Origin of the sequence: Streptomyces sp. BV286 (assembly GCF_019090165.1) — a bacterium.
GTDB lineage: Bacteria > Actinomycetota > Actinomycetes > Streptomycetales > Streptomycetaceae > Streptomyces.
Map to the genome: position 1 here is coordinate 1 of NZ_JAHRIB010000160.1, position 21,592 is coordinate 21,592.

Annotated in this window: 20 protein-coding genes; 4 read left to right on the forward strand and 16 right to left on the reverse strand. The window is 70.5% G+C overall.

Annotation, left to right across the window (positions count from 1 at the left end; all coding sequences use genetic code 11):
* From KUF83_RS28680 to pdhA, 3 genes are all read right to left on the reverse strand, one after another.
* A partial coding sequence (locus tag KUF83_RS28680; RefSeq protein WP_302828554.1) for a biotin/lipoyl-containing protein occupies window positions 1–322 on the reverse strand: 322 nt, incomplete at its 3' end.
* The gene (locus KUF83_RS28685; protein WP_217457879.1) at window positions 322–1,326 is read right to left on the reverse strand and encodes an alpha-ketoacid dehydrogenase subunit beta; all 1,005 of its coding nucleotides are present in this window, start codon (window positions 1,324–1,326) and stop codon (window positions 322–324) included. The genes KUF83_RS28685 and KUF83_RS28680, both read right to left, overlap by 1 nt.
* Window positions 1,323–2,486 (reverse strand): pyruvate dehydrogenase (acetyl-transferring) E1 component subunit alpha, encoded by a 1,164-nt coding sequence (gene pdhA, locus KUF83_RS28690; RefSeq protein WP_217457880.1) that lies wholly within the window; start codon window positions 2,484–2,486, stop codon window positions 1,323–1,325. Before pdhA ends, KUF83_RS28685 begins: the two co-directional genes overlap by 4 nt.
* Before the next feature lie 175 nt (window positions 2,487–2,661).
* Between pdhA and KUF83_RS28695 the strand changes: the two genes are divergently transcribed.
* Window positions 2,662–3,162 (forward strand): Lrp/AsnC family transcriptional regulator, encoded by a 501-nt coding sequence (locus KUF83_RS28695; RefSeq protein ID WP_374106186.1) that lies wholly within the window; start codon window positions 2,662–2,664, stop codon window positions 3,160–3,162.
* A gap of 248 nt (window positions 3,163–3,410) precedes the next feature.
* Here KUF83_RS28695 and KUF83_RS28700 read toward each other — a convergent pair whose 3' ends face one another.
* Both KUF83_RS28700 and KUF83_RS28705 read right to left on the reverse strand, forming a co-directional pair.
* Window positions 3,411–4,001 carry a TetR/AcrR family transcriptional regulator gene (locus KUF83_RS28700; RefSeq protein WP_217457881.1) on the reverse strand — a complete coding sequence of 197 codons (591 nt, stop codon included), beginning with the start codon at window positions 3,999–4,001 and terminating at the stop codon, window positions 3,411–3,413.
* Complete coding sequence (locus KUF83_RS28705; protein ID WP_217457882.1) at window positions 3,998–5,512, reverse strand: 3-hydroxyacyl-CoA dehydrogenase; 1,515 nt, start codon at window positions 5,510–5,512, stop codon at window positions 3,998–4,000. The genes KUF83_RS28700 and KUF83_RS28705 overlap by 4 nt, the downstream gene beginning before the upstream one ends.
* Before the next feature lie 148 nt (window positions 5,513–5,660).
* Between KUF83_RS28705 and paaN the strand changes: the two genes are divergently transcribed.
* Window positions 5,661–7,352: a phenylacetic acid degradation protein PaaN gene (paaN, locus tag KUF83_RS28710; RefSeq protein ID WP_217457883.1), complete on the forward strand. Its 1,692-nt coding sequence runs from the start codon at window positions 5,661–5,663 to the stop codon at window positions 7,350–7,352.
* 71 nt (window positions 7,353–7,423) lie between these two features.
* Here the strand turns inward: paaN and KUF83_RS28715 are convergent, their stop codons facing one another.
* The 3 genes from KUF83_RS28715 to KUF83_RS28725 form a co-directional block, all read right to left on the reverse strand.
* Entirely contained in the window at window positions 7,424–8,173 is a 750-nt protein-coding gene (locus KUF83_RS28715) for an RNA methyltransferase (protein ID WP_217457884.1), read from the reverse strand.
* Window positions 8,170–9,591: an HTTM domain-containing protein gene (locus tag KUF83_RS28720; protein WP_308403181.1), complete on the reverse strand. Its 1,422-nt coding sequence runs from the start codon at window positions 9,589–9,591 to the stop codon at window positions 8,170–8,172. The genes KUF83_RS28715 and KUF83_RS28720 overlap by 4 nt, the downstream gene beginning before the upstream one ends.
* A gap of 200 nt (window positions 9,592–9,791) precedes the next feature.
* Window positions 9,792–10,859, reverse strand: coding sequence for a DUF5819 family protein (locus KUF83_RS28725; protein ID WP_217457895.1), 1,068 nt, complete (start codon window positions 10,857–10,859; stop codon window positions 9,792–9,794).
* A gap of 356 nt (window positions 10,860–11,215) precedes the next feature.
* On the opposite strand from KUF83_RS28725, the gene KUF83_RS28730 reads away from it, so the two are divergent.
* The gene (locus tag KUF83_RS28730) at window positions 11,216–12,352 is read left to right on the forward strand and encodes an acyl-CoA dehydrogenase family protein (protein ID WP_217457885.1); all 1,137 of its coding nucleotides are present in this window, start codon (window positions 11,216–11,218) and stop codon (window positions 12,350–12,352) included.
* A gap of 180 nt (window positions 12,353–12,532) precedes the next feature.
* Here KUF83_RS28730 and KUF83_RS28735 read toward each other — a convergent pair whose 3' ends face one another.
* The 7 genes from KUF83_RS28735 to KUF83_RS28765 form a co-directional block, all read right to left on the reverse strand.
* Entirely contained in the window at window positions 12,533–12,862 is a 330-nt protein-coding gene (locus KUF83_RS28735; protein WP_217457896.1) for a rhodanese-like domain-containing protein, read from the reverse strand.
* Window positions 12,863–13,174: 312 nt separating this feature from the next.
* Window positions 13,175–14,221: a J domain-containing protein gene (locus KUF83_RS28740; RefSeq protein WP_217457886.1), complete on the reverse strand. Its 1,047-nt coding sequence runs from the start codon at window positions 14,219–14,221 to the stop codon at window positions 13,175–13,177.
* An 87-nt stretch (window positions 14,222–14,308) separates the two neighbouring features.
* The gene (locus KUF83_RS28745; protein ID WP_217457887.1) at window positions 14,309–15,718 is read right to left on the reverse strand and encodes a DUF2252 domain-containing protein; all 1,410 of its coding nucleotides are present in this window, start codon (window positions 15,716–15,718) and stop codon (window positions 14,309–14,311) included.
* Window positions 15,719–16,106: 388 nt separating this feature from the next.
* Entirely contained in the window at window positions 16,107–16,859 is a 753-nt protein-coding gene (locus KUF83_RS28750; RefSeq protein WP_217457888.1) for an ABC transporter ATP-binding protein, read from the reverse strand.
* An 11-nt stretch (window positions 16,860–16,870) separates the two neighbouring features.
* Window positions 16,871–17,452, reverse strand: a complete 582-nt coding sequence (locus KUF83_RS28755) for a hypothetical protein (RefSeq protein ID WP_217457889.1) — start codon at window positions 17,450–17,452, stop codon at window positions 16,871–16,873.
* Window positions 17,449–18,825 (reverse strand): hypothetical protein, encoded by a 1,377-nt coding sequence (locus KUF83_RS28760; protein ID WP_217457890.1) that lies wholly within the window; start codon window positions 18,823–18,825, stop codon window positions 17,449–17,451. The genes KUF83_RS28755 and KUF83_RS28760 overlap by 4 nt, the downstream gene beginning before the upstream one ends.
* Before the next feature lie 86 nt (window positions 18,826–18,911).
* Window positions 18,912–19,463 carry a hypothetical protein gene (locus KUF83_RS28765; RefSeq protein WP_217457891.1) on the reverse strand — a complete coding sequence of 184 codons (552 nt, stop codon included), beginning with the start codon at window positions 19,461–19,463 and terminating at the stop codon, window positions 18,912–18,914.
* Window positions 19,464–20,441: 978 nt separating this feature from the next.
* Here KUF83_RS28765 and KUF83_RS43055 point away from each other — a divergent pair.
* Window positions 20,442–20,660, forward strand: coding sequence for an IS3 family transposase (locus KUF83_RS43055; RefSeq protein ID WP_217457897.1), 219 nt, complete (start codon window positions 20,442–20,444; stop codon window positions 20,658–20,660).
* Between the two features lie 61 nt (window positions 20,661–20,721).
* On the opposite strand, the gene KUF83_RS28775 is transcribed toward KUF83_RS43055, so the two are convergent.
* A protein-coding gene (locus KUF83_RS28775) for an IS5 family transposase (protein ID WP_217457892.1) occupies window positions 20,722–21,530 on the reverse strand; the annotation gives its coding sequence in 2 pieces (ribosomal slippage) (window positions 20,722–21,191 and window positions 21,191–21,530; 810 coding nt in all).
* Window positions 21,531–21,592: the final 62 nt, after the last annotated feature.

The following is a 21,592-nucleotide window of genomic DNA, read 5'->3' on the forward strand; positions in this document are numbered from 1 at the left end:
CGTAGCCGACGAGCACGTTCCCCGAGCTTTCGCCGCCGGAGCCGGCCGCGTCGAAGCCGGGCGCTCCGGAAGCCGGCGCTCCCACGGCGACCGTCAGCAGCGGGGCGCCCACCGGAAGTTCCGTTCCCTCGTCGCCGTAGCGGGCCGTGACCACGCCCCCGTACGGGCAGGGGACCTCGACCATCGCCTTGGCCGTCTCGACCTCGACGACGGGCTGGTCGACGGCGACGACGTCACCGACCTGGACGAGCCAGCGGACGATCTCGGCCTCGGTGAGCCCCTCGCCGAGGTCGGGCAGCTTGAATTCGAGGACCTGTGCCATCAGCTCTGCGCCTCCCACTGCAACCGCGCCACCGCGTCCAGGATCCGGTCGACGCCGGGCAGGTGGTGCCGCTCCAGCATCGGCGGCGGATACGGGATGTCGAAGCCGGCCACGCGCAGCACCGGCGCCTCCAGATGGTGGAAGCAGCGCTCCGTGACGCGCGCGGCAATCTCCCCGCCGGGCCCGCCGAAGCCTCCCGACTCGTGCACCACGACGGCCCGGCCGGTACGGCGCACTGACGCGGCGACCGTCTCGTCGTCGAACGGCACCAGGGAGCGCAGGTCGACGACTTCGAGGTCCCAGCCCTCGGCCCCGGCCGCTTCCGCGGCCTCCAGGCAGACGGGCACGGACGGCCCGTACGTGATGAGCGTGGCGCTGCGGCCCGGCCTGCGGACCACCGCACGGCCGATGGGCTCTACGGCCTGCGGCTCGTCGGGATTCCAGGAGTCCTTCGACCAGTACAGGCGCTTGGGCTCCAGGAAGACGACCGGGTCGTCGGAGGCGATGGCCTGGCGCAACAGGCCGTAGGCGTCGGCGACCGTCGCGGGCGTGACGACATGCAGCCCCGGAGTCGCCATGTAGTACGCCTCGGAGGAGTCGCTGTGGTGCTCGACGCCGCCGATGCCGCCGCCGTAGGGCACGCGCACGGTGATGGGCAGCGGCATCGCCCCGCGCGTGCGGTTGCGCATGCGGGCCACGTGCGAGATCAGCTGCTCGAAGGCGGGGTACGCGAAGGCGTCGAACTGCATCTCCACGACCGGCCTGAGCCCGTACATGGCCATGCCGACCGCCGTGCCGAGGATGCCCGCCTCGGCCAGCGGCGTGTCCGTGACCCGGTCCTCGCCGAACTCCTTCGCGAGCCCGTCGGTGACACGGAAGACACCGCCGAGGGCGCCGACGTCCTCGCCCATCACGTGGACGGTCGGGTCGTCGGTCAGTGCGTCGCGCAGGGCCCGTCCGAGGGCCTGCGCCATGGTGGCCGGCTTCACCGCGACGGTGGTCATCGCGTGTTTCCTTCCGGCTCGTCCTCGTCCTCGTGCTGACGCGCCTCGGCGTCCAGCTCGGCCCGCAAAAGGGCCTCCTGCTCCAGGAGTTGCGTCGTCGGCTGGGCGTAGACCTCCGCGAAGAGGTCCATGGGGTCGAGCGCCGGGTCCTGGTTCATGCGCTCGCGCAGGTCCGCGGCCATCGCCTCGGCGTCCTCGCGCGCGGCCCGCATCCCGTCCTCGTCCAGCAGTCCACGATCGGTCAGCTCGCGCTCCAGGAGGGCGATCGGGTCGTGCGCGCGCCAGGCCTCGACCTCCGCGTCCTCGCGGTATCGCTTGTCGTCGTCGGCGTTCGTGTGGGCCTCCATGCGATACGTCACCGCCTCCACGAGCGTGGGACCGCCGCCCGCGCGCGCGTGGGCGATCGCCTCGCTGAGGACCTCGTGCACGGCGGCGGCGTCGTTCCCGTCGACCAGCCTGCCGGGCATTCCGTACCCCACGGCCTTGTGGGCCAGGGAAGGGGCGGCGGTCTGCTTGGCGAGCGGGACGGAGATCGCGAAGCCGTTGTTCTGCACCAGGAAGACCACCGGGGCCTGCCACACGGCGGCGAAGTTCAGCGCCTCGTGGAAGTCGCCCTCGCTGGTGCCGCCGTCGCCCACCAGCGCGAGCGCGACCACGTCGTCGCCCTTGAGGCGGGCCGCGTGAGCGAGGCCCACGGCATGCGGCAACTGGGTGGCGAGCGGAGTGCACAGGGGGGCGATGCGGTGCTCGTGGGGGTTGTAGCCGGTGTGCCAGTCGCCGCGCAGGAGGGTCAGCGCCTGTACGGGGTCGAGGCCCCGGGCGACGGCGGCGAGGGTGTCCCGGTAGCTCGGGAAGAGCCAGTCCCGCTCCTCGAGGACGAGCGCGGCGGCTACCTCGCAGGCCTCCTGGCCCGTGGAGGAGGGGTAGACGGCGAGGCGGCCCTGCTTGGTGAGGGCGGTGGCCTGCGCGTTGTACCGACGGCCGCGCACCAGCTCCGCGTACAGACGGCGCAGCAGCCCCGGATCGACCCGCTCGGCCGCCTCGGTGCCGAGGACGCGGTGGGGTGACGCGTCGGGCAGCAGCGGCGCTGGGTCGGCGCGGGGCTGCCAGGCGGGCGGCGGCGTGGGCCGGTATGCGCCTCGCTGCTCCAGGACCGTCATGTCGGCACCTCCTCGTGGGAGCGACTTCGAGAGGCCTGCCGTGAGTGACACGCCTCACCTACCGATTGTTCGGTCGTCGGCACATTTTGGCTACAGGCACCTTCAGGCTGTGGACAAACGGTTCTCCACAGCCTGAGATGGATGCAGTACGTCCATGGTAGGGAGGCGGGGGGACATGGCACCTGAACAAATGGCCGAGGGGCCGGAGGCCGGGGCCACCCTGCCGCCGCCGCGCCCGCTCGACTCCACCGACCAGGACATCCTGCAGATGCTCCAGGCGGACGGCCGTGCCTCGATACGGTCCGTGGCCGAGCGGGTCCACGTCTCCCGTGCCAACGCCTACGCGCGCATCAACCGCCTCGTCGAGGACGGCGTGATCCGCGGTTTCGGTGCCCGCGTCGACCATGAACGGGCGGGGCACGGCACCTCGGCGTACATCACTCTCAAGATCGTTCAGAACACCTGGCGCACCGTGCGCGAGCAGCTCAGGCTGCTCCCCGGGGCCTCGCACATCGCGCTGGTGGGCGGCGACTTCGACGTCCTGCTCCTGGTGCACACGCCGGACAACAGGGCGCTGCGCGAGCTGGTGCTCACCCGGCTCCAGGCCATCCCCGAGGTGCTCAGCACGAGGACGCTCCTGGTGTTCGAGGAGGAGGACCTGGAACCGCAGGGGTGACCGGTGGCGCGCCCCGAGGGCGGTCCTGGAGTGGCCGGGGGCGGGCTTCGTGGAGCCGCAGGGAGAGCGCTGGGCCCGGCGGTGGGGCAAGGAACCGCAGAGAACGGCCAGGGGCCCCGAAAGGGCGGCCAGGGGGCCGCAGGACTGCCAGGTGGCCCCGCAGGGTGGCCGTGGGCCGCCCGCCCGTCCACGCGGCCGAGCCCTCCGGACGCCCGCCACGCCGTCCCGCGGGCCCTCCAGGTACCGGCTCAGCCCGGCTGCCGGAGTCCCCCGAAGACCATCAGCACCACCGCGTCGGCGACCTCGCGCTCGCCCATGCCCCGCCCGTCCGGGCGGTACCACTCGACGATCGAGTTGATCATCCCGAAGACCAGCCGGGTCGCGAGCCGGACCTCCACGTCACCGCGTACGTCCCCGTCGGCGGCGGCCGCCTTCAGGAGGGCGGCCACCTCGTGGTCGAAGTCCCGGCGCCGTTCCAGGGCCCACCGCTCGGTGTCGGTGTTGCCGCGCACCCGCAGCAGCAGCGTCACGTACGGCAGCTCGGCGGTGAGCACCTCGACCATGCGCCGGGTGACGTACTCCAGGCGCTCCACGGCACGCCCCACGCGCGCGTGCTCCTCGTCGAGGATCCCGAAGAGGCCGTCGAGCGCCCGGCTGACGGCCCGGCGCAGCAGTTCCTCCTTGCCCGTGACGTGGTGGTAGATCGACGACTTGGAGATGCCGGCCGCCTTGGACAGGTGCTCCATGGAGGTGCCGTCGTAACCCCGCTCGTTGAAGACCCGCACCGCCACGGAGAGCAGCGTCTCCGGGGTGTAGGTGTCGCGTTTGGCGGTGGTCATGAGGTGCCCTCCCGCTTGTCGGCGGCGTGCCCGTGGCGGTAGAGGGCGAGAGAGGGTGCGTAGCGGCCCGAGGGTTCCCGCAGGTGCAGTTCCTCCAGGAGGTCGTGCGCCCAGGTCTTGCCGAGCCTGCGGCACCATTCGAAGGGGCCCAGCGGGTAGTTGACGCCCAGCCTCATCGCCGTGTCGACGTCCTCCTCGGTGGCCACGCCCTTGGAGACGGCGTCGTGCGCCAGGTCCACGATCCGCGCGACGGTACGGGCGACGATCATGCCGGGGGCGTCCCCGATGACGCTGACGTCCTTGCCGAGCGCCTGGAAGAGCCCGGTCGCCTCGGCGAGGGTCTGCGGCTGGGTGTCCTGCGATCCGGACAGGGCGATCCGAGTGGCCCTCCGGTAGTCGAGCGCCAGGTCGAAGTAGACGACGTCACGGAACTCGACCGCGGTCTGGCCGTCCGCGAGGGCCAGCTGGCCGCCGCTGGGGAGCACCAGGCGCGTGCCGTGGTCCTCCTCGTCCTCGCGGACCTGAATGCCCGCCTCACGGATCAGCGCGAGCAGCTCGGAGGCGGGGCCCAGGTCGCCCTCGGCGACGACGTACGCGGGCGGCTGGGCCTTGTCCGCGGTGTGCGGCTCGGGACGCTCGGCCCCGGCCCCGTGGTCGTACCAGCCCTGTCCCGTCTTGCGGCCGTGCCGGCCCGACTCGACGAGCCTGCGCTGGGCCAGCGAGGGAGTGAAGCGCACGTCCTGGAAGAAGGCCTCCCACACGGAGCGCGTCACGGACTCGTTGACGTCCTGGCCGATCAGGTCGGTCAGTTCGAAGGCGCCCATCCGGAAGCCGCCCGACTCACGCAGGATCGCGTCGATCGTCGCGGGGTCGGCGGCCTGCGACTCGTAGACCGCGAACGCCTCGGCGTAGAAGGGCCGCGCGATGCGGTTGACGATGAAGCCGGGGGTGTCGGCGCAGGCGACCGGGGTCTTCCCCCAGGCGCGGGCCAGCTCGTACGCGCGCGTGGCCGACGTGACGTCGGTCGCGAACCCGGAGACGACCTCGACGAGGGGCAGCAGCGGCGCGGGGTTGAAGAAGTGCAGCCCCACGAATCGGCCGGGGTTGCGCAGGGCGCCGCCGATCGCGGTCACCGCCAGGGAGGAGGTGTTGGTGGCGAGCAGGCAGTCGTCCGCGACGATGTCCTCCAGCTCGCGCAACAGCTGCTGCTTGACGTCCAGCCGCTCCAGGACGGCCTCGACGACCAGCCCGGAGTCCGCGAGGTCGGCGAGGCTCTCGGCGGGGCGCAGCCGGGCGCGGGCGGCATCCCGCTCGGCGCCGGTCAGCCGGTCCTTCTCGACGAGCCGGTCGAGGCGGACGCCGATCGCTTCGGCCGCCGCCCGGGCACGGCCGGGCGCGGTGTCGTACAGCCGCACGGGGTGGCCCGCGACGAGCGCGACCTGGGCGATGCCCTGGCCCATGGTGCCGGTGCCGACGACGGCCACGGGGCCGGCGAGGTCGAGTGCTGTCATGCTCGCGATCCTCCCGCACGGGGTTTTCCACAGGTTCAGCGGACCCCCTTGTCCCGACCGATCGTTCGGTTACTCTAACTCTGTCCGGCTGTTTCTGCCCAGGTCATGAGCTCGACGAAGAGTTCGTGAAACGAGGAGTTGGTCCCGCATGGCCGCCGCACCGACCGCGCACGAGCTCATCGCCAAGCACCGGCCCACCCTCGACCAGGCGCTGGAAGCGATGCGCACGCGCGCGTACTGGTCGCCGCACCCCGAGCACCCCAAGGCCTACGGGGAGAACGGCAGCCTGGGGATGGCCGAGGGCAAGGCCGCCTTCGACGCCCTGCTCGGGAGCCGCCTCGACCTCGGACAGCCCGGCACGGACGACTGGGTGGGCGGCGAGGTCTCGCCGTACGGGATCGAGCTGGGGGTCACCTACCCGCACGCGGACGTGGACACTCTGCTGCCCGCCATGCGCGCCGGGCAGCGCGCGTGGCGCGACGCGGGCGCTGAGGCGCGCGCGGTGGTGTGCCTGGAGATCCTCAAGCGGATCAGCGACCGTACGCACGAGTTCGCGCTCGCGGTCATGCACACCAGCGGCCAGGCCTTCATGATGGCGTTCCAGGCCGGCGGCCCGCACGCCCAGGACCGCGGCATGGAGGCGGTGGCGTACGCGTACGCGGAGCAGGTCCGCACCCCCGACAACGCCGAGTGGACCAAGCCGCAGGGCAAGCGGGACCCGCTCGCGCTGACCAAGCAGTTCACGCCGGTGCCGCGCGGCACCGCGCTGCTGATCGGCTGCAACACCTTCCCCACGTGGAACGGCTATCCGGGCCTGTTCGCCTCGCTGGCCACGGGCAACGCCGTACTGGTGAAGCCCCACCCGCGCGCGGTGCTGCCGCTGGCGCTCACCGTCCAGGTGGCCCGCGAGGTGCTCGCCGAGACGGGCTTCGACCCGAACCTGGTGGCGCTGGCCGCCGAGCGGCCCGGCGAGGGCATCGCCAAGACCCTGGCCACCCGCCCCGAGATCCGGATCATCGACTACACCGGTTCGACGGAGTTCGGCGACTGGCTCGAGGCCAACGCCCGCCAGGCGCAGGTCTACACGGAGAAGGCCGGCGTCAACACGGTGATCGTGGAGTCGACCGGCGACTACAAGGGAATGCTGTCGAACCTCGCCTTCTCCCTGTCCCTCTACAGCGGCCAGATGTGCACGACCCCGCAGAACCTCCTCGTCCCGCGCGCCGGCATCCGTACGGAGGAGGGCCCCAAGTCGTACGACGAGGTGGTCGCCGACCTCGCGAGGGCCGTCGACGGGCTCCTCGGGGACGACGCCCGGGCGAACGCCCTGCTGGGCGCGCTCGTGAATCCGGACGTGAAGGCCCGTCTGGAGGCCGCGGCCGGTCTCGGCGAGGTCGCCCTCGCCTCCCGGGAGATCGACAACCCGGAGTTCCCGGACGCGGTGGTCCGTACGCCGGTGATCGTGAAGCTCGACGGCGGCAAGCCGGACGACCAGGCCGCCTACATGAGCGAGTGCTTCGGGCCGGTGTCCTTCGCCGTCGCGGTCGACTCGGCGGCCGACGCCGTGCAACTGCTGCGGCGGACCGTCCGTGAGAAGGGCGCGATGACCGTCGGCGCGTACACGACCTCGGAGGAGGTCGAGGAGGCCGTGCGGGAGGCGTGCCTGGACGAGGCGGCCCAGCTCTCGCTGAACCTGACCGGCGGGGTGTACGTCAACCAGACGGCCGCCTTCTCGGACTTCCACGGCTCGGGCGGCAACCCGGCCGCGAACTCCGCGCTGTGCGACGGGGCGTTCGTGGCCAACCGCTTCCGCGTGGTGGAGGTCCGCAAGGAGGCGTGAGCGCCCCCACGCGCGCGGGGAACCGCGCGTACGGCCACGGACGACCCGCGACCGTGGCCGTGGCCGTACCCCTACGAGGCACTCCAGTGGAAGAGAGTCATCGCCACACTGGTGGCCAGGTTGTAGCTGGACACCTGGGGCTTCATCGGCAGGGACACCAGGTGGTCGGTGCGGGCACGCAGTTCGGCGGACAGGCCACTGCGTTCCGAACCGAAGGCGAGGACGGCGTCGTCCGGGAGCTTCAGCTCCCGGATGTCCGCACCCTCCGGGTCCAGGGCGAACACCGGCCCGGCCGGCAGCTCTGCCACGGCCAGTCGCTCGACGGCCGTGGCGAAGTGCAGGCCCGCCCCGCCGCGCACGACCGTGGGATGCCACGGATCGAGCGTGCCGGTGGTGACGACCCCGGTCGCGCCGAAGCCCGCCGCGAGGCGGATCACCGCTCCGGCGTTCCCGAGGTTGCGCGGCTGGTCGAGGACGACCACGGGCGCGGTGCGCGGGGTGCGGGCCAGCGCCCCCAGGTTGGCCTCACGCGAGGGACGTACCGCGAGGGCGGCCACCGCGGTGGGGTGCGGGCGCGGGACGAGCGCCCGGTACGTGGCCTCCGGCACCTCCGTCAGGAGGGCGTCCAGCGTGTCCCGTACGTCCGGAGCCAGCTCGTCGGCGAGGGCGAGCGCGGCCTGCCGGTCGGTGGTGACCGCCACCGGGACGTCGGCCCGGAAACGCACCGCGTGCTTGAGGGTGTGGAAGCCGTCGAGCAGTACGGCGGTGTCGGCGAGCCGGTGCCAGGGGCCGACGGGCTCGGGGTCGCGGGGGTCCCTCATGCCGTGAAGCCTACGTGCGGGTGCTCGGCCGCCTCCGGGGAGCGCGGGGCTTGTTCCTCGTCCTCCTCCCGCCTCCCGCGGTCCTTGCGCGGGCGCGGAAGCGCGCGGCGGATGCGGGACGACAGGCCGCCACACGCCCGTGCCATCCAGCCGCCCAGGCGGCGCAGGAAGGACGTCGGCAGGAAGACCGCGTCGGCGGCGATCATCGCGAGCGAGAAGAACGGCAGGCCCAGCACGACGGCGATCACGGCGTGCTCGGTCATCATGGCCGCGAGCAGGATGTTCTTCACCCGCCGGTTGAACAGCGTGAACGGGAAGGCGACCTGCACGGCCACCGTCCCGTACGTGACGAGCATGACCAGCGTGCCGTGTGCGGACAGGAGGTCGGACAGGGCCGGCCAGGGGGAGAAGTAGTCCAGGTGCAGCGGGTAGTAGACGGCTGTGCCGTCCTGCCAGCGCGATCCCTGGATCTTGTACCAGCCGGCGGTCGCGTAGATCAGACACGCCTCGGCCATGATCACGAAGAGCGCGGCATTGTGCACGAGGTTGGCGACGACGTCGAGGAAGACGCGCGGCTGGACGCTCCTGCGGGTGTACCGGCCCGCAAGCCACCACAGGGCCTGGGCGGCCCACAGGCCCCAGTAGACCGTCCGCCAGCCGCCGAACAGACCGCCGTCGATCTTCCCGGCGAGCGTGGCGGCCGCCAGGACGAGACCGAGCACGGCCCACAGGGCGGGACCGACCCGGTCCGGGGGGAATCGTCCTTCACGCGCGCGTGCCCCCGCCGCCCGGCGCTCGCGCCGCGCGTCCAGTGACCACACCTGACCGCAGCGCGTGAACACCAGGTAGATCGCCATCAGGTGGATGACGTTGTCGCCGCCGTCCCCCATGAAGATGCTGCGGTTCTGGAGGGAGAGCACGCCGACCAGGAAGAGCACGGACATGGTGCGGGTGCGCCAGCCGAGCAGCAGCAGGGCGCTCGACAGCACGGCGAGCATGAAGACGATCTCGAACCAGACCTGGCTGCTGGACCACATCAGCGCCGTGAAGGCGTGGTTGCTCGCGGTGAGCTGCTGGGCGAGGTCCCAGCTCCAGGGGCCGTCGGGCCCGTACATCTCCTGTCGGTGCGGGAACTCCCGCAGCAGGAAGAGCAGCCAGGTCGCGGCGAAGCCGATCCTGATCACCGCGGTCTGGTACGGCCCGAGCGCCCGGCCGGTGAGGCGGGAGACGACCTGCGCCAGCGTCCGGTCGAGCCGGTGCTTGCGGTCGAAACGGCTGATCCGCGCGGCCAGCCGCTCCCGTCCGAGGCTGCGCATCCGGTGGGGGTCGCGGGTGCCTGTCGGGGCGCCGACGGGGGCGGGGGCATGGGCGGGGGCGCCGAACGGGGTGCGGCCGGGGGTGCCCGAGGGAGCGGTCACGGGGAGTCGTCCAGGGGCACCCACGGAGTACCCCTGTCCGGGGGCGCCCGCCGGGGCGGAGACGGCCGGCGGGCTCGGCGGGGCGGAGGCGTCCGGCGGGCCTGCGGGCCTGCTCTCAGGCGGGGTGTTCTCCGGCGGGCTCGGCGGGCTCGGCGGATCGGTCTCGTCCGGCGTACCCGGTGGAGTGCTGTCGTGGTTGCTCATCGGGCGTTCGCCGCCGTCTCCGTGGAGTCCGCGGGCCGCGTCCCGGCCGCCCGGTCGGTCTTCGACACCGGCCACCAGGGCAGCTGCCGCAGGACGGGCTTGTCGGACACCTGCTCCCGGCTCCACTTCGGCGGCGGCACGTTGGTCGTACGCGAGCGGACCTGGACCTGCTGGATGACCGCCCCTCGGCCGCCCGCCTCCTCACGGTCCAGGCGCAGGACCACGATCCGGCGCAGATAGCGCTCGGAGAGGTCGCCGCGCAGGCCGTTCGGGCGGTTCGCGGTGTCGTGCGTGGCCACGAAGAAGTCCCAGGCCCGGCGCAGTTCGTTCTGCTGGGTGTGGGAGGGCAGCAGATTGCCGTCGATGGCCCGGCCGTCCAGCGCGGAGAGGTCGTACCAGCGGGTGGTCCTGATGGAGCCGTCCACGGCCCGTACATCGGCACGGACCTGGACCGCGATGTTCTGCTGCAGCGGATTGGGAGCGAAGAGCTTCCAGTTCTGCTCGAACTCCGGGTAGACCCATTCGTCGATCGCCTGCCCGTGCTGCTTGGTGACCGTGTTCGACGGCGCCACATGCAGGAACACCATGCCGATGTGCACACAGGCGACCACCGCGACGAACGCGAGCGCGAGCGCCGCGGCGATCTGGAAGGGAAGGGAGAGAGCGGCGATGCCACCGGAGGGAGGAGCGTCCACGGAGGGAGGGGTGTCCGCGGAGGGAGACGTTCCGGCCGGGCGGAGGACAGGGGCGGGCGGCCCTTGGGCGTAAGCCGACGAGTCATGCACCACCGGGTCGCGCACCACCGAATCGTGCGCCGCGTGGCCGTACGCAGGCGGCTCGGGCGCCTCACGATCGTACGCAACCGGCTCGTGCACCTCTTGATCATGCGCAGCCGACTCGCGCACCGGGTCACCGAGCTGATGCGGGACCCCGGCGGAACCGTCCCCCGGGGCCGCCGGGGCCCCCGGGGCCGCCGGGCCGTCCGGCGGAGGGGTGCCTGGGGTGGTGGCCGCGGGCTCGCCCGGCACGGGCCGGGCGTTCGAGCCCTCGTCGTACGCGTCCATCGCCACCCGTTTCCCCATGTCTGCCCGACTGTCGGCGCCCGTCCCGCGACGGCCGCACCGGAACGGTACTCAGACCCACCCGTCCGGCACAGCCCCAGGGGGCACAGCGGCCACCCCGGCCGTCCACAGCGGTGGACACCTTACGGCTCCGCCCTGCCCTCGAATCGAACGTACCGAACGATCGGTCGGCAACCTCTGCCCTTGCAGGTGAAGGGCGCTCCTTGCCGACAGGGACGACGGCCGGCCCGTCCCCGTTCCCTTCTTCTAGAACCTGTTCTATCTTGACGCTCCGCCAGGTCGACTCAACGGATCAAGCGATCGAACCGATCATTCGGATCAGCCGGGAGGACGGGACCGTGGACTTCACCTTCACCGAGGAACAGCAGGCGGCCGTGGAGGCGGCGAAGGCGGTCTTCGCGGGGGTCGCGCCGGACGGCGTGCCCAGTCCCGCGCTCACCGCGGGCGCCGTCGCGGACGACTTCGACCGCGTCCTGTGGGCCCGGCTCGCCGACGCGGACCTGCTGAGCCTGCTGCTCGACCCCCGCCACGGCGGCGCCGGTCTGGACGCCATCGCGCTGTGCCTGGTGCTGCGGGAGTCGGCGAGGGTGCTCGCCCGGGTGCCGCTGCTGGAGAACACGGCGGCCGCCGTCGTCGTACAGGCGTACGGCGGCGAGGAGTTGAAAGCCGATCTCCTCGCACGGACCGGCCGGGGCGAGCTGGTCCTGACGGTCGCGGCGAACGGGCGCACCGGCCACGACAGCGCCGAACTCGCCGTGACCGCACGGCAGGAGGGCACCACATGGGTACTGGACGGAGTACAGACGGCGGTGCCCTGGGCGCAGAACGCCGACTTCGTCCTCGTCCCCGCCCTGAGCAGCAGCTCGGGCCGCTCGGTGCTCGCCCTCGTCCCCCGCGTCCACGAGGGCGCGACGCTCGCCGAACAGATCTCGACGTCGGGAGAGCGGCTCGGCGAACTCCGCCTGGATTCCGTACGCGTCCCCGTCCGGGACGTCATCGAAGCCGACGGCGCCTGGGAACGGCTGCGGGACCTCCTCGCCACCGGGACGTGCGCGCTGGCGCTCGGCCTGGGCGAGGGCGTACTCAGGATGACGAGCGAATACACCAGCAAGCGGGAGCAGTTCGGGTTCCCGGTCGCCACGTTCCAGGCCGTGGCCGTGCAGGCGGCCGACCGCTACATCGATCTGCGCGCGATGGAGGCCACCCTCTGGCAGGCCGCGTGGCGGATCAGCACGGCGGCCGGCGGGGCCCTGCCCGCGTCCGGTGACGTGGCCGTCGCCAAGATCTGGGCCTCCGAGGGCGTACGCCGAGTCGTACAGACCGCACAGCATCTGCACGGGGGATTCGGTGCGGACACCGACTACCCGCTGCACCGGTACCACGCCTGGGCCAAGCAGCTGGAACTCTCGCTCGGCCCGGCGGCAGCACACGAGGAGGCCCTGGGCGACCTTCTGGCGGCGCACACGCTGGGGTGAGCCGAACGCCGACGGGTGCAGCGGGACGGGTTCCGGTGGCCCGAGAGGCGCGAAACGGCGCCTCTGTGACCGGCCACCGGCCACCCATCATCGGCCACCGGTCCCCGGTCACCCAGGAGTTCGCAACAGCACGAACCCCGGCTCGCCTCTGTGGCCGGCCACCGGTCGCCCCGGAGTCCGCTACAGCACGAACCCCGGCTGTCCCTCCGCGTTCACCACCGGGCGGCCCGTGGCCGCCCAGACCTGCATGCCGCCGTCGACGTTCACCGCGTCGACGCCCTGCTGGCTCAGGTACATCGCGACCTGTGCCGACCGGCCACCCGAGCGGCAGATCACGTTGACCCTGCCGTCCTGCGGCGCCGCTTCGGTCAACTCGCCGTAACGCGCCACGAATTCACTGATGGGGATGTGCAGTGCCCCCTGGGCGTGACCCGCCTGCCACTCGTCGTCCTCCCGGACGTCCAGCAGGAAGTCTCCGTCCGTGAGATCCCCGACCTCGACCGTGGGCACACCAGCTCCGAAACTCATGCCCCCGACGCTACCCGACCGACCCGTTCGCCAGATCCGCAGATCCGCCCGGCAGCAATCCCATCCGCCAGGGGCCCCGACCACCACCACGTCCCGGAAGCAGGAACGCATCCGGAGACAGGAACGCATCCGAAAGCCGACCACGACCGACCCCGGCCAACCGCGGCCGACCGCGGCCGACGACTCAGACGCCTGCGCCTTGCCGTCCGCCCCCGCCGCGTCCGGCCTGCCGTCCGCGCCCGCCGTATGCCGCCGCTGCCGCTGCCGAAGTCGGCCACGCGCGGCGAACCCTTCTCAGGCACCGCTGCCGAGCAGCCCCGCCAGCTCCGCCTCCCGCTCGCCGACCTGTGTGAGCAGTTGTTCGGCGATCTCCTCCAACAGCCGGTCGGGGTCGTCCGGCGCGATCTTGAGCATCGCGCCGATCGCGCTCTCCTCCAGGTCGCGGGCGACGAGCGCCAGCAGTTCCTTGCGCTGGGCGAGCCACTCCAGACGGGCGTAGAGCTCCTCGCTGCGACTCGGCCGCCACTCCTCAGGCACAGGACCGGCCGCCCACTCCTCGGACAGCTCCCGGAGCAGGGCCTCGTCCCCTCGGCCGTAGGCGGCGTTGACACGAGCGATGAACTCGTCGCGCCGCGCACGCTCCGTGTCGTCCTGCGCCAGGTCGGGATGCGCCTTGCGGACGAGCTCCCGGTAGAGCTTGCGGGCCTCGTCGCTCGGCCGCACCCGCTGCGGTGGACGCACGGGCTGCTCGGTGAGCATCGCCGATGCTTCCGCGGACAGCCCGTCCGAGTCGAGCCAGTCGTGGAACAGCTCCTCGATCCCCGGCATCGGCATGACCCGGGCCCGGGCCTCCTGCGCCTTGCGCACGTCCTCCGGGTCGCCGGTGCTCGCGGCACGCGCTTCGGCGATCTGTGCCTCCAGCTCGTCGAGCCGCGAATACATCGGGCCGAGCCGCTGATGGTGCAGCCGGGAGAAATTCTCCACCTCGACCCGGAACGTCTCCACGGCGATCTCGAACTCGATCAATGCCTGCTCGGCCGCACGCACGGCCCGCTCCAGGCGCGCCTCAGGCCGCTCAGCCTCATCGCCCCCGGCACCGGCACCGCTTACGGGCTCGTCCTCCGCCGGTCCGCCCTCGGCTGGTTCGTGGCCCCTGCCTGCCCCCGCCGACGCGGAGGTGCTCGATTCCGCGCCGCCGGTCCTCACGGACGCCTCGGCATCCGCTTCGACGCGCGCCTCCTCGGCGGCCGCCTCCTCAGCGCTCGGCTCACCGGCGACCGGCTCCGCAGAGGGCTCGGACGGCGGCTCGGACGGGGACTGATCAGCTTCCGGGGTCGTCACCCGACCAGCCTAGGCCACGGCCCCACCGGCTCGCCGATGCACGAGCGCGCCGCCCGTGTGCCGATGCCCAAACGCGCCCGTCGCCTTTCAGACCCCCAGCTCGCCCGCGATCCGCCCCGCGCGCACGGCGGCCACCAGCTCCGCGTGGTCGGCCTCGGTACGGTCCGCGTACGCCATCGAGAAGGAGGCGACCGCCTCGTCCAGCTCCTCGCTCTTGCCGCAGTAGCCCGCGACCAGCCGCGGATCGGCGCTGTGGGCGTGTGCCCGCGCCAGCAGCGCCCCGGTCATCCGCGCGTAGTCGTCCACCTGGTCCGCCGCCAGCGCCGCGGGATCGACGCTGCCCTTGCGGTTGCGGAACTGCCGCACCTGGAACGGGCGGCCCTCGACGGAAGTCCAGCCGAGGAGGTTGTCACTGACGACCTGCATGCGCTTCTGGCCGATGACGACCCGGCGGCCCTCGTGCGCGACCTCCGGCACCGCGAAGCCGGCCGTCTCCAGATGCGGCACCAGGACGGACGTACGGGCCTCCTTCACCTGGAGGACGAGCGGCTCTTCGCGGTGGTCCAGCAGCAGCACCACGTACGAACGCGTGCCCACGCTGCCCGTGCCGACCACGCGGAAGGCGACATCGTGCACCGCGTACCTCGCCAGGAGAGGGAGTCGGTCCTCGGAGAGTGTGCCCAGGTATTCCTCCAGCGACAGCGCGACCGCGGCGGCCTCGGCGTCCGGGACGCGACGCAGCACGGGCGAGGCGTCGACGAACCGGCGCCCGCCGCCCTCCACCTCCTCGGTGGACTTCGCCGCGAACCGCCCGCTGGTGTTGCCCCGCGCCTTCTCCGAGACCCGCTCCAGCGTGCCGAGCAGGTCGTGTGCGTCGGCGTGCGAGACCAGCTCCTCGTCCGCGATGGCGTTCCACGCGTCCAGGGCCGGAAGCTTGGCGAGCAGCCGCATCGTGCGCCGGTAGGAGCCGGCCGCGAAGTGGGCGGCCTTGCGGCACGTGTCCTCGTCCGCTCCCGCCTCACGTGCGGCGAGCACCAGCGAGGTCGCGAGACGCTTGAGGTCCCACTCCCACGGCCCGTGCGCCGTCTCGTCGAAGTCGTTCAGGTCGATGACGAGGCCGCCCCGCGCGTCCCCGTACAGGCCGAAGTTGGCCGCGTGGGCGTCGCCGCAGATCTGCGCGCCGATGCCCGTCACCGGCGTACGCGCCAGGTCGTACGCCATGAGGCCGGCCGAACCGCGCAGGAAGGCGAAGGGTGTGGCCGCCATCCTGCCCACCCTTATCGGGGTGAGCTCGGCGAGGCGGCCGCGGCTGGACTCCTCCACCGCCGTCACCGCGTCCGGGCGGTCGCCGTCCGCGTAGAACGACGCGTGCGCGCTGCGCGGGACGCGTGCCCGAAGGTCCTTGCCGTCTTTCTTGGACGAGTCCTCCGCGGGCCATTCCGCGAACCCGTCCACCTTCGGAATCCTCGTGGTCACCGCGCCACCGGTCTCGCTCACCCGAATCGCCTCCCCCGCACACGAACATCAACTCGTGACGACGGTACCGCCGGGCGCCGATTCGCGTGAGCCCCTGTGGACAACTCCACTCGTGTGAAAACACCCAGCCCAGAGCGCCGTCGGGCGTCAGGCGCCAGGCAGAACGACCACCTGGTCGAACGACTTGGTATCACTGCAGCCTGAACAACCCGCGGATCCACAACTCTTGACACTCACTCGTCTGCCTCCGGGCGAAGTCGGAAGAGGGCCGACGGCGCCTGAACCGAGAGTGGTCTCGTCGACACCCCGCCTGCCGAGAGGGAATACATCCGCGACGGTTCCAGCAGAGGCTGCCCAGTCATCACGGCAGGTCCTCGTGAATAGGCCGCTAGCGAATATCCAGCGCAAATTACCGGGACGTCTGCAGGGCCGGGAGTGTGGAGACCGTGGCGTAGGCGGTTTCGGCGCGGCGTGCTTTAGAGGTCTCGTGCGGGGCATGAGTGAGGAAGTCACGGGTGGGGCCGGTGAAAGCGATCTGTCCCTTCTGGAGGACGGTGACGTGGTCGGCCTCCTCCGCGAGGTCGGCGACATCGTGGGTGGACATCAGCACGCGGACCTCAGCAGTGGCGAGGCCGAGGATAAGGTCGCGGAACGCACGACGTTGGGTGGGGTCCATGCCGGCGGTCGGCTCGTCAAGGAGCAAGATGCCCGCTCCGTGGACGAGGGCAGAAGCGACGCCGACGCGGCGGAGTTGGCCGCCTGACAATTGCTTCGTCTTGATGTCGGCTCGGTCCATCATGTTGACCCGCTCCAGGGCGGTCCGCGCGGCGTCCCAGGCGTCGGACTTGGCCATGCCCTTCAGCCAGCCGGTATAGGCAACCTGCTCGCGGGCGGTCAGGCCGGTCATGGGGGTGATGACCTGCGGCATCCAGGCGACCTGCCCGGCAAACGCAAAGTCACGAGATGTCAGACTTCCCATGGAAACGCTTCCGGAGTGCGGCTTGTGAAGGCCGCTGCCAAGCTTCAGCAGGGTGGACTTTCCGGCCCCGTTGGGGCCGAGTAGGACGGTGAATCCGTCGGGGACGGTGTAGGTGAGGTCTTTGAGGATCGGGGGCTTCCTGCGTCCATAGCCGAAGGTGCAGGATTTGAAGTGGATCGACATGACAGAACCCTTCAGAAGCGGCGCGTGCGGGCGTGGACGGCGAGCCCGGCGACGAAGACGAGCAGGCAGAGCCCGAGCGTGGGCAGGAAGCTGGAGGGATGGAGGGTGACCGCCCACGGCCACGGGCGATGGAAGTCTCGGTAGCCGATGAACATGACAGCGAACACCCATCCCACAGGAAGGGCGGAGGCGGCCTGTTCGTGAACCGCGCGGGCCAACAGCATGAGCCCGGCGAGGAACAGGGTGTTACGGCCCGCCATGGTTGCCTCCTGCGAACCTGCCAGACTTCCGGCGACGACACTCGTCAGGGCGACAATCGCGACCGAGGCGGTGACCAAGCCCGCGTCCATGACACGTATTTTGCGTTGCCCTGTCGCCTCGATTTCGGGTACTCCCTGAGCGAGGCTATGGGCGAGCGCGGAGGTGATGATCAGAGGTGTCAGCTGCATGAGAAACACCCGGTTTCCCCCTGCGCTGAGCAGACCCGGCAGCCGGACGTACTGGTCATGCGCGACCGCGACGATCACCACGAAGAAGACCACGGCCGGGACGAGTAAGCCCTGAACGCGGCGGACCTTGAACCACAGGGTCACCGCGTGATCCCTTGCACGAGGCTGCATGCCTTCGTTTGCTCCGCGTGGAACCAGTCCGCCTGCTTGTCCTGCGAGAGCCGTCGGGCGTTGCGGGCCCGCTGCTCGACTTTCGCCAGCACCTGGCCGGCGTTCTGGAAGGTGCTGCCGTACTCACCGCGGCGCCACGCCAGGTAGGGCTTGTCGGCCTCAACGAGCAGCGCGGTCCACAGCATCGCGGCATCATGGTTGACAACCCAGTCCGCCGACTGGCCTGACTCGAACGATGTAGGGAAGGCGCAGGGGAACCTCACCGAGGTGAGGAGAACACCGTATCGGACTCCGGTCATGCCCAGGCCGCTTTTCCCTGCCTGCTCTGACAGCGGCAGCCACCAATTGGTCTGAGTCGAGTGCTGCCTGTTACGTCCGTTGAGAAGGCTGTCCGAGACCGTCTCCGGCATGGCGACGTTCACCCCGGCCTCGCGGAGGCGTGTGACGGTTCGGAGGATCTCACCGCGCACCCGTTTCAGCTGCTCTGCGGATCCTCCTGTCTCGGCGATGCATACCCGGGGAGCGGTACCTGTGCAGCGGACAGGCGCGTGGCCCACGCTGACCGGGCCGTCGCCGTAACCCCACCCGGAGGCGGCGTTCGCGCACAGGATCATCACCCCCAAGGCGCCGATTCCTGCCGCGCCACGGGCTCCGCGCTGTATCGCACGTGCGGCGGGCAGCCACCACACGGCCACGGCCGCCGCGACGGACATCGTGAACAGGAAGGGGACGAGCAAGGTTAGTGCCTTGTACTGCTCACCGAAGGCCAAAGACGTGTCAAGGGAGCCGGAAACGTGGCGCAACCACACAGGTTCCACCTGCCCCGTCTTGGTGATCAAGTAATAGACGAAGACGGCGGACAGTGGCGCGGAGACCAGCCGTGGGGTGACGTGACCGAGGGCGCAGCCCATCACCGCCCACGCCACCACGAGGCCCATGCCGAACAGGAGAGGTGCGAGAGCCCACGGCGTGGGAAGAAGCCGAGTTTCGATCAGGCGCATCACGACCGGCAGACCGAGGATGAGCCAGCCAGCAAGTACCACGGGGGCGAGGGCGTCGGCGGCGACCCGGAATCGGGTTCGTCCGGGAGCCAGGGTCCACACGCCGTCACGCTTGAGCCGCCCGCCTTCCCACACGGCGAGGCCACAGGTGATGGCGTAGGCGAACGCGTAGAAGTAGAAGAGGGACTGCGCGACCTGCTGTGCCGCCCACAGGGGGCCCGAGATGACCTCGTCGTAGGGGTCTTCGAGATGAAGAGCGTAGAAGAAATAGAAGGCGACGATGCCAATCCAAATGGGGGCGGTCCACACCGCCGAGGTGGTTCGCAGGCGGGCTCGAAGGTTCAAGAGGCGACACCGTTCTCAAAACAGGGCGGGGACGGGAGGCACCAGTTGATGCCTCCCGTCCTCAATAGCGTTGTGATACTGCGGCGTTAGTCGGCCTTCGAGGTGTCCACGTAGACGGTCCTCACACTGACCTTCGCGTGGGTGAAGTCAGCACCGTTGAGCTCGGGAATGGTGAAGTACCGGTTGTCACCGTCGTTGTAGTGGCCGCTCCACTCACCCTTGGACGTCTCGTTCGAACCGGTGAAGCAGTTCGTGAACGTCTTCATGCCCATGTCCTTGTCCCGGCCCAGCGGGATCGCCTGCCAAAGCTTCACTCCGACGGAACGCCCCGTGGCTCCGTCCATGGTGCAGCCGGTGAACTGGATCTCGGTGTAGTCGTTGTCCGCCCAGTGACGCGACTCCTTCGAGCCCGGGGCCCAGCCGGAGAGAGAACTGGTGAAGTTCATCGGCTGGACCATGCCGCTGTCAGGAGCGGGAGCCTGCAGCTCGAACAGGCCCGCTTCGTTGGGATTGAACGTGTGCGCGTCATCACTGGCCGACGCGGTAGCGTCGGCGCTGGCTACGGTCACAGTGCCGGTGAGTGCCGCAGTGACAACGGCGGCGGTCAGGGCGGCACGTATCGTGTTTCTGTGCTTCAAGACGTGGTCTCCTGCAGTCGATGATCGTGGCTTCTGCCTCACGGTCGAAGCCGGGGCTCGCAGCTCCTGAAGGGGCACGCGCAGTAAAGGTCGACGTACGTATGGCCGGTACCACGGCATAGCGAAGCACTCCCCCATAACGACGGTGTCCCCCCGGTCGCTAGCTGCTGTACGCGACGGCGGAGTGGTCAAAATCCGCCAAGCGCGGCGATCACCATAGGCATAAACCATCAATGCCGAACAAGAGACAGCTCGGGCATGGCTTGAAAGAGTCCAGCGAGAGTCGTGCATCGATTTGCGCGACTTCTGTGTTCACGTCACGGAGGTGCCTGTGTGCCGTCCGTGAAGAAGAGAGATGGGTTGGGCATCCCATTGGGGCGAAAAGTGGCCGAAAAACCTCGCCGCTACCTCACCTCCAGTTAGGTACTGCTCCAGCCATTGAGCGTGATCCTCATGTCTGGGATGTCGCGTGTCACCGGTAATGGCTGGTGTGGAACCGGGCTTGCCGGCGCGTCGCCTGTCGACTAGCAGAGCCAGTGGGCTGCGTGTGGACCGGCCGGACAACAAGCGGATTGAACAGGCGTTGGATCTCGTCACGGTACGGCTGGGCCAGGTCAGCCGACCCGGGACGACGGGAGTGTTCGTCGGCACGGACGGCGGTGAAGAAAACGTGGGCGAGCCTGCTCAGCAGGACCAGGAGGGGTAGCGGAACTGAGTGCGGCCGTCCGGGGCGAACCCGTCGAGGGGGCGTCGGGCGAAGGTGCCCGCGGAGCCGCCCACGCCACTGGAGCTGAGACCGCGGCCCTGCGTAAGACGGTCCGCGAGCTCCTGCGAGTACTTCGCCGGGGGACGCTCTGGTGCGCCGCTTCCAGTTCGTTGCCGACCACCAGCGCCTCTTCGGCGTAAGGCGGTTGTGCACCATCCTCGGCATCGCCCGCTCGCGCTTCTACTACTGGCGCAAGACCGAGGCCGCGCGGGCTGCCCGCCAGGCAGCCGACGCCCACTCACCGCGCGGATACGCACAGTCCACAACAGTCGGACGGCATCTACGGCGTTCCGAGGGTCACCGCCGAGCTCCGCCAGGACGGCCAGCGGATCAATCACAAGCGTGCCGCCCGCGCCATGCAGGCCATCCAACAGGCTGGCTGCGGCTGCGCAGGGTGCACCGCACCACGATCGCGGACCCGGCCGCCGTGAAGGCAGCCGACCTCATCGGCCGCGACTTCACCGCAAGCGAGGCGAACACTAACTGATCGTTTCAGAATGAGATTCGGAGTCGTCTCAAGCAGATGATGCTGCAGGCGAGTTGGAGGAGTCCGAGGTGGAGGTCGGCGCGTATCTCGTAGCGGATCCGGAGTCGCTTGAACTGGTGGAGCCAGGCAAAGGTCCGCTCGACGACCCAGCGGGTCTTCCCCAGCCCGGAGCCGTGAGGGGTGCCTTTCCGGGCGAACTTCGGGGTGATGCCGCGGGCCCGGACAAGACGACGGTACTTGTCGTAGTCGTAGCCGCGGTCGGCGAACAGCCGGCTTGGTCGGTGACGTGGCCGACCTCGAACACCGCGGATGCGGGGTATCGCATCCAGCAGGGGCATCAGCTGAGTGACATCGTGACGATTCCCGCTGGTCAGCGCGACGACCAGCGGGGTGCCGTGCCGGTCGACGATCAAGTGGTGCTTGCTGCCGGGCCGGGCCCGGTCGACCGGCGAAGGTCCGGTGTGAGCCCCCCTTTGAGCGCCCGGACGTGCGAGCCGTCAATCGCAGCGTCGTCCATGTCCAGCAGACCCGCGGCCCGCAGCTCCGCCAGCAGCACCTCATGCAGCTGCGGCCAGACGCCGGCCTCGGTCCAGTCCCGCAGACGCCGCCAGGCCGTCACCCCGCTGCAGCCGACCTGTTCCGCCGGAACGTCCCGCCAGCTCACGCTCTTGCACAGCACGTAGACGATGCCCCGCAGGGCAGCCCGGTCATCTGCAGGCAACCGCCCGGGATACCGGCGCCGCCTGGGCGGACGAGCAGGCAACAACGGGGCCACACGTTCCCACAGGTCATCAGGCACAAGATCAGCAGACACCCAACAAATCGTGCCGACACAACACCCAACTGCCAAGCCCCACAACGAACTTCATTCTGAAA